The following is a 14555-nucleotide window of genomic DNA, read 5'->3' on the forward strand; positions in this document are numbered from 1 at the left end:
AATACCCACCATTGATTCCGACAGGAGCCTGAAATGAATCCCAAAACTTCCGATTACCAAAAGCTGCAACGCTATCAGGAAAATGTAATCCTGGAGCATGCCGCTGAGATACTGGCGACACGCTATGTGCGTGGTGATGCCTTAACTAATCCTAATGCAACCAAAGAGTACGTACGCTGCAAGCTGGGCAGCTATGAGCGTGAAGTGTTTGCCCTACTGCTATTGGATAACCAAAACCGATTGCTTGAATTTAAAGAGTTGTTTCAAGGGACAGTGGATGCAGCCAGCGTCTACCCACGAGAAGTAGTCAAAGCGGTCTTAGAAGTAAACGCATCTGCGGTGATCTTCGCACACAACCATCCATCTGGAGACTCAACGCCATCTCAAGCCGATAGACGCATAACCGAAAGACTCAAGGACGCGCTCGCGCTGGTGGATATTCGCGTACTTGACCATATCGTGACTGGCGATACCTGCACCTCATTTGCTGAGAGGGGATGGTTATGATTAAACAACATTATGGTGAGTTATGCATTGATGACGCTTTACATGCGTCACTAGAAGCTCTTCTGAATAGATACACCATATCGGACAATGCGGAGCGACTCGTGTTGAACTGCCGCCAAATGAACTACTACCGACATCGACAAGGTTTGCATCCCATTGAAGTGCAGCTTAAACGTGAGTCAGCCTCAAGCCCTTGGTTGGTGGTGTTCTTTGCCAGCTTCTCTTATCCCAATGACAATAGTACAACTGTTGAGCCTGAGTTGTACTTTCACCTTGTTAATCACTGGTGCTATCAACCCGATGTGGGGAGCGCTGATTTATCCCACCCAGAGGCACAAGAGCTGCTCTCAGTATGGATGAAAGCTTTTGCTCGTCACCTTTCTCGTAACATCTTTGATGACGTGCAACTGACGATGGTCGGCACGTTCCAATAATTCCCACGTTGTTATTTCTTATCTGAATCCTGAAATCCTGAAACAAGGAGGACTTACTATGTCCAAATTAACCTTCACAGCATCATCACTACCTGTGTCAAAGAAATTGCACTCTTTGCTAAATGAAAAGCTCACCGCTCATTTGCTGAGTGATGACGCAAAGACCACCAGCCGTTATCTGGTGTTTAACTTTCGCGATAAAACATACAGCGCGGATGAAGGCGGCTTCCATCCGGTTGAGATTGCGATTTGCCAAACCTCAACAAGGGCATGGAGTATTGAGTACATCACCAACTTTGCTTATATAGGAAACTACTATCCAGAGCTAGAGCGAAACTTGGACTTTGATTTTCGGGTTGGGCAGTTCTTTGTCGCCTATCGTGGCTGGCTACCAATACAGGGTAGCCGTGATGCCAAAGAGCTGTATCAGCTTTGGGAGAATAACTTTCTTACCTATGTCGATACAGACGCTTACAACGAGATAACCGTCACCCCGCAATAACTCAAGACTTCCCTTCTTCTACAAACCATCAAACTTATCACTGCCTTCACTACGCTGTTTTCACTCTTCCTTTTATTCAGGACCATTGGAACCCAGTCCACATTAGGGTTTCTGGTGGTGCTGCTCATAGGATTGCTTACAGCCATTTCAGAGCTCAGTGATAAGTATCAACCTGATTAATATTAATCGGCTCACGTTTTCGTGAAGCCGATTGCTACGGTTTTCACCATCGGACATTCCATGTCTCCCCCCTATTCTCTCAACTTCTATTTGCTCACTTGCACTTCATCACTCCCAGCAGTCAAACCCCAATAAAGTAGATGCTTTAGTGGGGTGATAGAAGTTAACTGAGAACGAAAACATTATTGAAGATAATCATCCGAACAAGGCGGTTTGGCGAACTGTTATTTTGACACCCCCAAGCTGACAATTCACAGTCTCGCCCGTCAGTTTCACTGAAAAACACCCCTCAAAAACCGTCACACCGCAACCCCCTTTGGGTGGTAAAATCCGCGCAATGTGTTTGATATGTAGACATTTTGTTCAGGGGGCACTGTGAGTATTGATGACGATTCGGTAAACAGAAGATTTCCCAATGCGGCCTTTCAGCCGTTGGATGAATGCACCATCCTGCCCCCGCCACCGCCGGTACGGGAAGATCCGGCTCCGGTGGCAGAATTTGAATATTGCTTCGAGCTGTCCTGCGCCATGAAGTCGCTGCACAAGCACAACAATTGCGAGTTCTTTCTCGGTAAGACTCAGGAAGAAGGCAGGCTCATGAACTGGCAGGAAAAGCCCGTTGAACAGGGTTTCCGATTGACTACGACCGTCGTGATCAATGAAGCCAAACGTCTGTATGCGGCCCGAGCCTGTGAATCGCTGGGCGTGACACCGCCAGAGCCTGTGACCGTTCATCCTGCGGATTCCGGGGTCGTGCAGGAAGCATTCATGGCCGTCATGCCCGCCGTAGAAATTGAAGGCCTGTTAGGGCATCCCAGCCATGGTTATTTCTACCACTTCTGTGATGGAAAGCTGATGCAGGAATATCAACTCCTCGGTGACAGGCGTTGGGCATTCCGTGCCACACATTCCACCCACGATCAGCTCAGTGACGATTTTTATCAGGGGCACCTGAGTGCGATTTTGCTGCCCTGGAAACGGGCCGGGACCTTGGTGACGGATCAGTACCTGATTTACCTTCGAGAGCGGATCACCCGTCAGGATCTGGATCATTTCAGTGAAGACTGGTTGTTACAGCACGGTGTGAAAATCGACCTCGATGCATTGTTGGATGCCATTCAACAACCTGTCCTTGAGCGAACCGCGGTCGCTAACGAACAAGTTGCGGCGTCCACCCGCCAAACTCATACCGTCCAACGGGATCCGGCGACAGGAGAACGGGAAACCTGGGATGAGATCGCTCAGCAATATGGTTTGAGCGCCCGTGAACTGCTGGATTTCAATTCGCTTTATGAAGCGGATCCGCTATCCCTGAGTGTCGGAGATCAGTTAACGGTACAGTCACCGGATGCCCCTGATGCGCCCAAACCCGTTCGGGAGCGGCCGCCAGAGCAGCCAAAAGATTTTAATCAGGCATTAAACAGCTATTACCCCTATGACAGCCAATGCCTTGAAGACACGACGATCCATCCGCTCCGTGAAGCACATCTGGCGCATGATATTCCGGTCGTTCGCGTGAAATCGATCGTCACACCGGTGTTTGCCAAGTCGTGCAATGTTCCTGAAGGCAGCACAGATGCAGGCTCTGAGCCCGAATCGCTCTCCAATTTCAGTTGGACATTTCAAATCATGGGGAGTGCGCATGCCAACCCAATCGGCATCCTTCAGGCTCAGCAAGCGACTCAGGCTGCACTCACTGGCAGTGCTGCGGCAGGTACTGGCGGAAACTGTGCCTCCTGTTCAGCCAACAAGGAGGCCGCAATTGGACTGACCCGATTATTCGGAAAACTCGACAATGCATTGGATAATTACGAACTCTATCTGTGGAATGGGATCGGGGTCATCGGCAATGTCTTCATGATGCCCCATAAAGTCTGGCACCATGACGATACGCAGTACACCGAGGAAGAATTACGCAATCTGGAAAGTGTGCAAAGCCGGATCCGCATCAGCCTGACCGACCCGGCACCGGGTGAGCAGTACCCGACTGTTCACGCATGGCACATGAACTTCGCCCGTATCCCGGTGTTTCAGGTGGATTTACACGAAGACAATCAAAGTTTCTCTGTGGCTTTGGGGAAAGAAGGGCCACGGATGACCTGGCTCCCGACAGCCACCGGGGCTCCCGAATGGCAGCTCACGCCGGGGCACGAGGATGGCTACGAACCGGAAGGTATTCGCACCACACCCATTGCGGATGAGTGGTTTCCATCAGTGGAAACCTATCCGGCTGATGCAGAAACGCACTGGAGCGACGCTGTGTTGGTGTTCCCGATTGGCTCAGGGATACCACCGATTTATCTGGTGTTCAGCAAAGCTAAGTTTGGTGAGTCTGACAGTAAAAACTATAAAAAGACTTTTTTTGACGCCTATCCTGATACCAAGGGAAAAGTGGTAGTCCATCACGCTGTCGAGCAACAAGTACAAAAGCGTTACCCTGATTTAGTAACTGATTCAGAGTTACACTCATTGGATAATTTACGCGGGATACCGAAAGAAAAAAACTCTAGCATCCATTTAAGTAAAATTCGAAAAGAATGGAACCGCTTTTATAGGGCTCATCCAGCACCAAGTAAAGAAGATTTACTTACCCAAGCCGAAAAAATTGATAATATGTTTGGCGAGCAATTTAATCCTCCACTTGACAAAAAAGAATAGGATAAAAAATGAATTTCTTTTATATCGAACCTGAAGTGGCTGGTGAGCTAGGTCCTACTACAGTTGTGGACAATAGCATGCATCCTCCAGTAGTCAATCTACTCGAGTATCGATTTGAATCTTGGTTAGGCGATTCTATTCTAGAATCCTTTCCTTGTTTTGTCGTCACCCGCCCTTTGGCTGATGCATTAACTACTAACAAATTCAGCGGATTCACTATTGATAGCGTTATGATATCAATTTCAGATGAATTTAAAGAATTACAACCCGGAATTAACCTTCCAAATTTTGTTTGGTTAAAAATAACAGGTCAATCTGGCAGAGATGATTTTGGCCTTGCTGATGATTTTCGCTTAGTTGTTAGTGATAATGTCTTACATGTGCTAAAAAGCTTCAACTTGGATAATGCAGATATTGAAGACTTTTGATAAAAATACTTTCACTGACTATAACAGGTCAGAATTTGTCGAAATGCTTAATATTATTTACCGAGCAGATACCAGCTCCGAAGCGGAGCTGGACAAATTAGTGGATCATTGTGAGGGTATATCCCAACATCCATATGGTTCAGATTTGATCTATTATCCCGAGAATCCAGCAGACGCTACGCCTGAAGCGATTACAGAGATAGTCCAAAAATGGCGAAGGTCGCAAGGTTTACCCGGCTTTAAAGATCAGTAAGTTACTGCCCATAACAAAACAGTCGAAAAACCACCGCAAAGCATACAAGTCCGCTTTATGTGGCACGATGTGATGTTGAGCGGTGGTTCTTGCGAGATCAGGCAACAGGTTACACCGCTTTCTTTTTGCCGCACACCACAACAGGACACCGTGATGACATCAAAATTTGATTACTATGAAGTGGTGAAAGTGAGTTCGAAAAGACCTAAATTATCTGAAATCAATGGATTTGACGGCGCTATATTGGGCTTTGCTGAAGATGATGATGGTATTTTTTGGTATGCCGTAGATATTTTGACAACTGGTGAATGCTGGGATGTTATGGAGAATGAGTTAATATCTACTGGGAAGATGATGTCAAGAGAAGAATTTTATACTGGAGAGTCAATTTCCGTCAGCGTCACTCAAGATGGCGAAGGTACATTGAAACAATAACCGCAATATAACCAACGTAAATAAATCCAAAATCTAAAATCTAAAAAACCGCAAAAACATACAAATACACTACATGTGGAACGATGTAATGTTAATCGGTTCTGTTTTGGGCAAGAGGATATATAAGATGACCATGCCTATGCATTATTAATGATGACTCAGAAAAAGACAGTAAATTTTCCTGCTCTAGCTCCCACTGTATTGTATCATTCATAGCCTAAGGTTTATCCGCACCGCCATTGCATTTTGAAATGCTTCATCATGTTAACAAAGATCAATCGAGTGAATAGGTACAAGAAATTGACAAACTGATATTTTTTATTAATCGTGTTAATAATAATTTTAAAATCATCATTCCGATAAATTTCAACCCCCACTAGTTATAAGTATTACTTATACATAATCTAAAATCACTCAGATATATTTAATCAATACGCATAGGAAAAATGGAGCACCTTAAGCGTACATAAAATTTGAATAATACAATTCAATTTCATTACCAAACTCTCCTCCAGTAGATACTTTTTCTTAGCAAACATAAGAGAAAACATCGGACAAAAATCCACCAGAGTCACTTATCCCACACCTCCTGCGACATATCTTGTCGCAGGTTTTCTTCATATTTGTTACATGCGACATGTTGTGTCGCAGCTAAGAATACACTCACTCACATACTAATTCTCGGGATCGGATAATGAATAAAAACAACCGCTCTCAACACTATCTCGAACTCGTACTAGAGATATATCGACGCATTCCAACTCGAAGAAAAATCACTGCGAAGGAACTTCAAATGCAATTGTCTGACATTGATATCCACCGCACTGAACGCACAATTCAACGTAATTTATCCGACATAGTAAAATATTTTCATGATATTGAAGTAGACACCAGAGATAAGCCATATGGCTACCGTCGTCGTTCAAAAAGCATCTTCTCTAATAGTGCTCATGAAGCTCTTTTATTATGTCTTACTGAGAAATATTTAACTCATTTATTACCAATCAATCTTGTTCGTAGCCTTGATATGCTATTCCATGATGCGAAACTTCATCTAGTTCCAAGCTCAGAAAATTCAAAAGAAACTGATTGGCTAAGAAAGGTAATTTTAATTGGTGAAAATCAGACTTCAAGATCCGCTGGAATTGACTCAGATGTATTTCACAGTATTAGCATGGCTCTATATAACAACCGATACCTCTCAATTAAACACGAAGGGTGTAATAAATACACTAAAAATTTAATGCCGCTTGGGCTAGCACAGAAAGGTAAAATATTACTTCTCGTTTATAGAGAATTAAACTCTAACAATGAAATCATATATCCTATTAACAAAATAAAACGCGCCTCGGTCTCCAGCTTTAACTTCAGTTATCCGAATGATTTTGATCTTGAAAAATTTGAAAGAAATGGAGGGTTCTCGAAAGAAATAATATAGCGCAGTAGATTCCACCATTCTGATGAACACTATAAGATTATAACACCATCTCTAAATGAGGATTAATCATGCTAAATACAAGTTTAACATTATCAACTCTCACACTTTGCTTCATTGGGTGTGAATCTGAAATTGACCTTGTTAAAAAATCCAACTTCAACTATATTAATAGCTACAATGAAGTGGTTACATACAACCATTCCTTTACAATTTCACAAGCCTTCGAACATCGAAAATCATGCAAAGATATCAAATGGATTACTTTTGAAGGGAGTAGAGGCAGAAAAATTGTCCAATATGAGTGCCAGCTGAAATCTATTGATTCAATAATTTATGAATGGCTTTATGATTCACAGGAAACAGAGATAAAAAATCTAACCAAAGAACATAATGAACTAGCTACAACAATTAATAAGTACCAAGGTGTTAATGAAAAATTAAAGGAAATCAAAGAAAGCAGTGATAATATAGCTGACTATATCATGTCTACAGGAAAACTGAGATCCCAGGCTGATACTTATAATCGGGCAAAGAAAAAAATGGATAGTAAGTTTCCTAATGGTTTGGAAGAGAGGTTATCTGGCATTAAAGACAAATATGCTAATTCTATTTTACCATCACAAATCAATGAAGTTTATCAGTGGACAATCTCTGACAAAAATGAACCAGTTTTTGTGTATAACGGATATACCATTAAACTAAATGATAATAGAGAAGTAGAGTGTAATAATGACCTGTTATATTCTCTTGAAAACATCTATGAAGACAAAGATAGTAAATTTTATTTATCTTTAATTAACACTCTTAAGCATTGGACCACATCTATCAATTTTGGAAACAAAGGTATTATTCATTTAAATGATTTGAAATGTAATTACTCCTAATAAAGAATCTTATTGTCTGATAACACTCATAGACACTTTAAGCACACGAGTGTTATCAACTAAACCCAATCCTCCATGCCACCGATTAAATCTACTTAGTCTTACCTCTTTCTTCAACCAATAAGCCCATCAAATACCAGAGTGCTGTGACAATGACTGAGAATCTCAGTGGATGGCTGGTCTATGTTGTCGAAGCTACCTACATCGCAGTATTACTGCTACAGGTCCATCTAATCTAGGTGCTATAAATATCAGTGCACTATAAGCAGCCCCACTATCAGATATTTGACATGCCTTTCTCAATAATTTCAAATGGTAATGTTCAGCCAAATAGCCTCTTGCTCAAGCGCCAATCCTTGTTTCTTCATCTCTTGAACAAGGTCCTGTAACTCAATGTCCTCCTCAAACCATTGCCCTACGCTGCGCTCAAAAGATTCAAACTCTCTTGCTGTATCGATCCAAAGTTGATTTTGACCATATCGAATCAATAGCTCCCGCCAGTTTGGTACCAACCAAAACTCTGTGCGATGTTGTAATCGTTCTTTTAATCGGCGGTAATTGCTCAGCCCTACACCATCATAATCAGCAAAAAAATAGACCAATGGCGCCCTTTCAGGCTCCGATAACCAGTTAATCAACTTGTTGTGAAGCTGCCCTCTATACCAAATGACGGTCACAGGCTCATTGGTAGGTAGCCAATCTAGTTGATCGAACAGAGCTTGATTCTCTACAAGCCAAATTGAGTGATTGCTGTGAAGGTTGCTGTTTTTTTCTCCTCCAACTTCAAGCGCAACCACACCAAACTCTCGTACGGCTGCATTTAAATCATTGGTTGGTACTCCTGATACGTTCCAACTTGGGTTCGCTACAGTTTTTGCCAAAATATAGGTCACATCATGAGTCACTCGCCCCTGCTTACTGCTGCGGGAATTTGCTATATTCGCCGCTCTTTGTGGGACGGTAACAGACAAATCGCTTTGAGGCGCTAACTGCTCTATGGTAACGTTAATGACGTCAATATCTTGAATACTGTAGACAACCCCCCGTCCTTTAGGTGTGACGTGTATACTCTGAGTCTTACGGCTGAACTCTTCGAGCTGGTTCCTCTGAGATGGCGTCAGAGAGCTCGCCGCAACAGAGCCCGGGTATACCTCGACAAGTCGCCCTAATGCTTTAATCAATGCCTGACTCATAATGAGGGCTCCGCCATTGATTGAGCCGTTGAGCAGTTTTCAATGGGTGTGAACATCTGCCAACTATTGCGGCTAATATGGTTTTTACCATTCGCTTGTTGGATGGGTACACAATACCTAGCTGTTGTTAACGGAGCTGGGGATGCAAAAATCAACGCAAAACCAAACTGATCAGCAATCTCAATTAAGTTGATTTGGTTCTTGGTATCCAGTGCCAATGCTTCATCTAAATAACATACCGCTTTCATTTGGTGACGTTTATCTTGCATTAAGTGCAGCATAGCAAGGCCTGTCACTAGCTTCGCCATCAAAACCGTACCATTAGACGCAGCACTATCAATATCCTCAAACGACTCTTGCTGTTGCCCTTGCTTAGCCACGACAAACTCAAGCCTAAACAAGTCCGCGACCCTCAACCCTTGGCGCGCATTACCCTCTTCTATCAGCAAATTCTTGGCTCGGTCTAGATCGGCATCATCCAAAACACTGGCTTGATCAAACAGTTCAAAACTCTGCCCACTTTCAGTTTGCTCTGCTTGTTGTATAAGTACGTTCATTGCATCAATAAGTTGGCTTTCCTCAACCGTTTCAATTTTAAAAGTCTTCAGATCAGAAAGTTGCCTGTGGCTGATTAATCGATTGAACTCCCTCATTTTACTTTGCAGTGAAAAAAGCCCACTACGAAGTTCTCTCAAACTCGCTGACACGTTCACGACCGCTGAGCGAGCTTTCCTCTCCAGCGCTTTCTTCTCATCATCTAAACAATGGCTGAATTGAATGATGCCTTTTAGCTCTTCATCCATAGTTTGAGCCATGTGAAATTTAGTAAGTCCTTTCTGGCCTAACTCATTTTTCAATTGGCGCAACTCTTTGGCTAGATTATCGAGCTCTCTGCAATCGTCGATGTACTGCGCAAGACGAACTGGCAAATGCTCCAAAGACCACTCTTCTGTGACTAGCCATGGAGTGTGAGGTTGGTCTGGAAGTGCGGTAAACAGCGCTTGGTCATCAATTCTCTGTTTTTTTAGCTTTTCAACATTACCATCGTCCGAAGTTATCTTACTTAGATTTTCCACGATCTCATTGATTTGATTCGTAAGCTCATTATGCTTCTCACCAGCAGTAGCAAGGGCTGTATTAACCCCATGTAACTCTTTATTAAGTTTTTCTTTTTCCTCAATCCGCTGCGGCTGGCTCTTTGCTAGTTGTTGAAGCTGTTGGTAATCAGAAAGATCCTTTTCACATTGCTTAACCACTTGATGTAATTCGTTCTTTTCCTTTTCCGCAGCCTCACGTTCTTTGCTTGCTTCCAGCAGTTCTTCAATGTTCTTTATTTGTTCATTAACACTATCTATTTCCTCCATCAGCTCTTGCTCTGTTTTTTGAACGTGTTGAGACATAAGTTCGTCAAGGGTCAGCTTTAAACCAGGAAGTGAGAGTACATTCGCTGATTCACCGTTCAGCACTGCTCGAAGCTGTTTTATATCAAATGAATACTGCGAGGATGACAGTTGCATTACTTGCTGACTGAGCACTTTGTTCAGCTTTTCTAACTCGGGGGCGTTGAGCTGTTTAGAAAGATGAAGGTATAAGTTGTCACCCAGGGTTTGGTGTTGTGACTTCAACTTTCGCAACTTTTCCGTGCGGTCTCGCAACTGCCTAACAAGATCTGGTGAGGAATAACGTTGCGATTGAATACACAATGCAGCCTGTGCTTCATATTTTTTCACGGCTGATCTGAGCTGATCCTCCAAAAATGATTGGTTCGGAATCAAGGTAAATCGAGCGTCTAGCGCTTGGTATTGCTCTTCGGTACGTTGTAATTCTGCGAGTTTATTCGTTAATCCAGTGCGCGCTACAGCATGCGCGATATCCTGCTCGCGCATCTCTTCTCGCGTTTTTTCAAGCTGACTTCTTTGTGTAGATAGACTTTCGGCCATAAATTGAACGTGGCCATGCCAATCTTGCAGCAATTCATTCACTTTTGGCTGACATGCTGCGATCTTTCCTCTTAATGACAACGTGCGCTCAAACTTCTGTTCGAGTTCCTGAATCGTTGGCAGATTATTGACGGCCGCCAGGTACTGCTCACGTTCTAGATTGATGCCCTGAAACGCTTTTTCCCACTCCTGCTTAAAATCGATGCTAGCGTTGGGTAGCTCTCGACTAAATATCTTCAACAAGCAGTCTTTAACATCACTAGAGTTGAGCTTATCAAGTCTTAACGTCTTGGTCAGTACTTGCTGGAAGGAACGTGCATCGCTCACGTGTTCGAGTTTGAATACTGTAAAGTCGATATCACTTGTTTTTTTACTTTTCGCACCGCCATAGATCAAATGACGAAAGTCTTTGTCGTTGTATCGATACACGCGGTGCTTCTTACTAGCTAAGTGATTGTTTAATTTGGGTTGGGTAACGATATTGCCATCATCCAAACGGTAATCATCAAGATTCAACTCACCTTTATAAGCAAAATACTCATAGTCGTAGCCAACCCCTTTACCGACACATCCAAAAACAACTGTACCTGTTTGGGGCAATATGACTTCTAGCAGGATGTAAGCGCTGTTGTTCGGAAAATAAAAGCGACGGGCTTTTTCTAGGCTATGAGAGCCAAAATCCATCCTTCTTTGGTCGATGATCAGTAGAAACTGGAGGGCATTGATTAAGCTTGTTTTGCCGCGGTTATTAGGTGCGATCAAAGACACAGAGTCATCAAGAGGAAGCTCCGCTCGCTGGTAACCAGCGCTACCAATTAACGCTAAACGTTGAAAGCCGTAATTTAGCATGATTCATCTTCCTCATTTGTTGACATATTAGTGTCGGATGCTTGTTCGGTAATAGCTTCAAAATGGTCAAGGTAGCGATACACCGAAGGTAGTAAACGCCAGTGATTTTTTTCCTGAACCGCAAAGCCTTTTCGCACGGCGTTCTCGAGGATCTTGATAAGTGAACCACGATCCAACTCTTCCGCATCCAGTAGCCCTTGATGCTTTTTGTAGACTTCATCTAAGAGAGAGTTATCAATCGTCCACAGGTAAAATTGCCCAAGCGATCGGCCAATGTCAGCTTGATGATCAAAAATCACCATCAGTAGCAGTGCTAACTGTTGCGATTGTTTATTGATGTTCTGACTACCTTCATCGTCATGAAACCAAGCAAATCCGCGACCATCGATACGCAAATCAAAACCCAAACTTGAAAATAGAAATTGATACTGTTTTGCTTTAAGTTCGAGCGCATGCCACAACGCTGCATCTGTCGAACGGTTGAGATGTCGACCAGAGTTAAAAACACTAAAAAGCTCTGTCAGATGAGCCAGCTCAGATAGATCGATTTTGCTATTTTGCACTATCAGCTTCCTTTTCATTTAGTGAGCTATCCAAGGTTGTTATTTCATGCGGATGATAGGTCACGGATACCGTATTCAACATCGTGGTATGTGAGTTGATACCCAAGGAGCTATCCCATTGCGGGTCTCGCACAAGCTCATGATAGAGGCGTAACAATTCTGCATCAGGTAAGTGCTGATAGCTTTCTTTAAGCCATGTCATAAGATTTTCTACCGGTAGTTCATCAGCAAGTTGTTCTCGTAGCCAGACTTCATCGATCCAATTGACTAAAGGGCTCTCTGGCAGTGTTTCTTCGTCAGGAAAAGGGATCGAGCTAGGCTCAAAGTTTAAAAATTCAGCCATCAATTCACGCACTTCGTTCCCTATTTGAATTTTCGAGACGCGACCACTTTTCCATAGTGGCAACCCCTTACTAAGCCCCCTTTGCAATCCCTTTTTACGCACTTGGCCTAGTTGCTTGCTAATCACAGCTGAAAGTTGGTTGTGCTGCCTCACTTCTTCTCTCAATGGCAGCAAGGTATCCGCACATTGCTGAGCAATGGTCCGCCCTTGGTATCGCAAATCTTTTACTTGATAGGCTATCTGGCGCAGTGCCAACCTTTGTTGATACAAAGAGCCACGAATTGAGAGAACATCAACAGCGTGATCTAGCGCTTCTTCCGCTTTTTCTAATAATGGATAGAAACTTCCTCCTAGACCGCTATCCATCATTTCATTCATTGGTTCAACATATTGGTCATAGACTTCTAAAACCTCTCGGTAACGTCGTTCAATTGGTACACTGGTGTCAGATGATTTCGCCAATTCAGCAATTTCAAAGATGGCTTGCTTGTCTTGCGTCAACTGTTGGGCGATCTTTCTTATCAGTTCTGACAGTTGATTCGCCCCTGCGCGAAGTAAGTCATTATCCGATTCGTCAAGCCCTTTTAATACTTGACTTGTGGCTTGCTTAATCGCTTCAACACGGGCTTTAAGCACTGCAGATAAACCCAACTCATGCTCCTGAGTCAGCCCTCTAACAAAGTCCACCACTAGGGCATTTAGCTGATAGTCACTACTTCGATTGATAGGTTGCAAGATGTCCGCATTTAAGAGACTAGTGAGCACGGTATTACTATCCGTGTCTTTGCTTTTATACTGATTGAGCACATGACCAAGCACGCTAAGGTCAAATGCCGGAAACTCTCGCGAAAGCCGAGTTAACTGCTCAACTACCTCCCAGTGGCGATGTAATTGAAAAATGAGACTTTTTGGTGCCGCCATCCGTAACTACCTTTGTTGTAAAAATTCCAAACCCAACAAACCTTATACAACGTTGACTCTTAAGTAACAGCGAAACATTATGGTATCCGCGGAGACTGGTAAATACTGAACGCATAAACATGTCGAACAAATAGACAGGAATCGAAGAATGACGAAATGGCCGATTAGGTGGGACCTGCTTTTACGATACAGGGTGATTGAAATTGTCGCGCTTTGGGAGGGGAGGTTAACCACCAATCACTTGATACAAAGTTTTGGTATCGGGCGTCAGCAAGCATCCAAAGACATCAATTCCTACTTGGCCGACATCGCACCCGGTAACCTTGTTTACGATAAGCACCTAAAAGGCTACAAACCAGGTGATAGCTTTACTCCCAAGCTGACCTCTGGCCATGCCGACGAGTACCTACATATACTCTCTCGCCGAGAAGATATGACAGTAACATTTAATGAGTTGGATATGGGGTTTGAACACACTGCCATGATTCGCCCAGTGACACGCAATATTTCACCGGAGGTATTACAGCCTTTAGTACAAGCCATTCGAGAGAAAAAACGTGTCGATATTTGCTACACATCCTTAAAAGATGGCGAAATCGTCGAAAGGATCATATCTCCTCACACCTTGGTTTGCACACCTTTACGCTGGCATGTTCGCGCTTATTGTGAGCATGCCGATGACTATCGCGATTTCGTCTTGAGTCGTATTCATGGCATACCGGACATCAACGACAGTGCCGCACACGGCAGGCAAGATGATACGCTTTGGAATACTGAAGTAACGATCGAGCTCATCCCTGATATCCGTTTCAACAAAAAGCAAAAAGCGGTGATTGAAAAAGATTACGGCATGGCCAACGGCGCACTTCACATCGCCACAAACGCCTCGCTCGTTCGATATCTGTTAGATGCGTATAACATTGATATACACATGCAGCAAAACAGACCCCAAGGACAACAAATTACCGTGGGAAATATGGATGAGTTGATGCCATTTCTGACTTACTAAACATGAGTATAAACACCA

14 protein-coding genes are annotated in these 14555 nt (G+C 43.4%); 10 read left to right on the top strand and 4 right to left on the bottom strand.

Features of this window, described 5'->3' with window-relative positions:
- The first annotated feature begins 33 nt into the window (after nt 1-33).
- The 9 genes from radC (at nt 34) to ACYP03_RS18035 (ending at nt 7719) form a co-directional block, all read left to right on the top strand.
- Nucleotides 34-507 (top strand): RadC family protein, encoded by a 474-nt coding sequence (gene radC / locus ACYP03_RS17995; protein ID WP_459781423.1) that lies wholly within the window; start codon nt 34-36, stop codon nt 505-507.
- On the top strand, nt 504-941 hold the full coding sequence (locus ACYP03_RS18000) for a DUF2787 domain-containing protein (protein ID WP_459781425.1): 438 nt from the start codon (nt 504-506) through the stop codon (nt 939-941). Before radC ends, ACYP03_RS18000 begins: the two co-directional genes overlap by 4 nt.
- A 58-nt stretch (nt 942-999) precedes the next feature.
- Entirely contained in the window at nt 1000-1443 is a 444-nt protein-coding gene (locus ACYP03_RS18005) for a DUF2787 domain-containing protein (protein ID WP_459781426.1), read from the top strand.
- A 555-nt stretch (nt 1444-1998) separates the two neighbouring features.
- Nucleotides 1999-4281: an S-type pyocin domain-containing protein gene (locus tag ACYP03_RS18010; protein WP_459781427.1), complete on the top strand. Its 2283-nt coding sequence runs from the start codon at nt 1999-2001 to the stop codon at nt 4279-4281.
- An 8-nt stretch (nt 4282-4289) separates the two neighbouring features.
- On the top strand, nt 4290-4709 hold the full coding sequence (locus tag ACYP03_RS18015) for a hypothetical protein (protein WP_459781429.1): 420 nt from the start codon (nt 4290-4292) through the stop codon (nt 4707-4709).
- Entirely contained in the window at nt 4687-4962 is a 276-nt protein-coding gene (locus ACYP03_RS18020) for a bacteriocin immunity protein (protein WP_459781431.1), read from the top strand. The genes ACYP03_RS18015 and ACYP03_RS18020 overlap by 23 nt, the downstream gene beginning before the upstream one ends.
- Nucleotides 4963-5019: 57 nt before the next feature.
- Nucleotides 5020-5397: an Imm31 family immunity protein gene (gene imm31 / locus ACYP03_RS18025; protein ID WP_459781433.1), complete on the top strand. Its 378-nt coding sequence runs from the start codon at nt 5020-5022 to the stop codon at nt 5395-5397.
- 694 nt (nt 5398-6091) lie between these two features.
- Complete coding sequence (locus ACYP03_RS18030; RefSeq protein ID WP_459781434.1) at nt 6092-6835, top strand: helix-turn-helix transcriptional regulator; 744 nt, start codon at nt 6092-6094, stop codon at nt 6833-6835.
- A 68-nt stretch (nt 6836-6903) separates the two neighbouring features.
- Nucleotides 6904-7719 (top strand): hypothetical protein, encoded by an 816-nt coding sequence (locus tag ACYP03_RS18035; protein ID WP_459781436.1) that lies wholly within the window; start codon nt 6904-6906, stop codon nt 7717-7719.
- 308 nt (nt 7720-8027) lie between these two features.
- Here the strand turns inward: ACYP03_RS18035 and ACYP03_RS18040 are convergent, their stop codons facing one another.
- The 4 genes from ACYP03_RS18040 to ACYP03_RS18055 are packed head-to-tail and all read right to left on the bottom strand — an operon-like array spanning nt 8028 to nt 13528.
- Nucleotides 8028-8912: a DUF7281 domain-containing protein gene (locus ACYP03_RS18040; protein ID WP_459781438.1), complete on the bottom strand. Its 885-nt coding sequence runs from the start codon at nt 8910-8912 to the stop codon at nt 8028-8030.
- Nucleotides 8909-11701 (bottom strand): hypothetical protein, encoded by a 2793-nt coding sequence (locus ACYP03_RS18045; RefSeq protein WP_459781440.1) that lies wholly within the window; start codon nt 11699-11701, stop codon nt 8909-8911. The genes ACYP03_RS18040 and ACYP03_RS18045 overlap by 4 nt, the downstream gene beginning before the upstream one ends.
- Nucleotides 11695-12264: a condensin complex protein MksE gene (locus ACYP03_RS18050; protein ID WP_459781441.1), complete on the bottom strand. Its 570-nt coding sequence runs from the start codon at nt 12262-12264 to the stop codon at nt 11695-11697. Before ACYP03_RS18050 ends, ACYP03_RS18045 begins: the two co-directional genes overlap by 7 nt.
- On the bottom strand, nt 12254-13528 hold the full coding sequence (locus ACYP03_RS18055) for a hypothetical protein (RefSeq protein WP_459781443.1): 1275 nt from the start codon (nt 13526-13528) through the stop codon (nt 12254-12256). The genes ACYP03_RS18050 and ACYP03_RS18055 overlap by 11 nt, the downstream gene beginning before the upstream one ends.
- Before the next feature lie 148 nt (nt 13529-13676).
- Between ACYP03_RS18055 and ACYP03_RS18060 the strand changes: the two genes are divergently transcribed.
- Nucleotides 13677-14537 (top strand): helix-turn-helix transcriptional regulator, encoded by an 861-nt coding sequence (locus ACYP03_RS18060; RefSeq protein ID WP_459781445.1) that lies wholly within the window; start codon nt 13677-13679, stop codon nt 14535-14537.
- The last annotated feature ends 18 nt before the right edge of the window (nt 14538-14555 follow it).

The organism is Photobacterium sp. R1, from assembly GCF_054600795.1.

What these genes read in the sequence shown, in the direction of transcription:
- ACYP03_RS18005 (WP_459781426.1), top strand. Translation starts at nt 1,000, where the DNA reads ATGTCCAAATTAACCTTCACAGCATCATCACTACCTGTGTCAAAGAAA.
- ACYP03_RS18060 (WP_459781445.1), top strand. Translation starts at nt 13,677, where the DNA reads ATGACGAAATGGCCGATTAGGTGGGACCTGCTTTTACGATACAGGGTG.
- ACYP03_RS18030 (WP_459781434.1), top strand. Translation starts at nt 6,092, where the DNA reads ATGAATAAAAACAACCGCTCTCAACACTATCTCGAACTCGTACTAGAG.
- imm31 (WP_459781433.1), top strand. Translation starts at nt 5,020, where the DNA reads ATGTGGCACGATGTGATGTTGAGCGGTGGTTCTTGCGAGATCAGGCAA.
- ACYP03_RS18015 (WP_459781429.1), top strand. Translation starts at nt 4,290, where the DNA reads ATGAATTTCTTTTATATCGAACCTGAAGTGGCTGGTGAGCTAGGTCCT.
- ACYP03_RS18045 (WP_459781440.1), bottom strand. Translation starts at nt 11,701, where the DNA reads ATGCTAAATTACGGCTTTCAACGTTTAGCGTTAATTGGTAGCGCTGGT.
- ACYP03_RS18020 (WP_459781431.1), top strand. Translation starts at nt 4,687, where the DNA reads ATGCAGATATTGAAGACTTTTGATAAAAATACTTTCACTGACTATAAC.
- ACYP03_RS18035 (WP_459781436.1), top strand. Translation starts at nt 6,904, where the DNA reads ATGCTAAATACAAGTTTAACATTATCAACTCTCACACTTTGCTTCATT.
- ACYP03_RS18055 (WP_459781443.1), bottom strand. Translation starts at nt 13,528, where the DNA reads ATGGCGGCACCAAAAAGTCTCATTTTTCAATTACATCGCCACTGGGAG.
- ACYP03_RS18000 (WP_459781425.1), top strand. Translation starts at nt 504, where the DNA reads ATGATTAAACAACATTATGGTGAGTTATGCATTGATGACGCTTTACAT.
- radC (WP_459781423.1), top strand. Translation starts at nt 34, where the DNA reads ATGAATCCCAAAACTTCCGATTACCAAAAGCTGCAACGCTATCAGGAA.
- ACYP03_RS18040 (WP_459781438.1), bottom strand. Translation starts at nt 8,912, where the DNA reads ATGAGTCAGGCATTGATTAAAGCATTAGGGCGACTTGTCGAGGTATAC.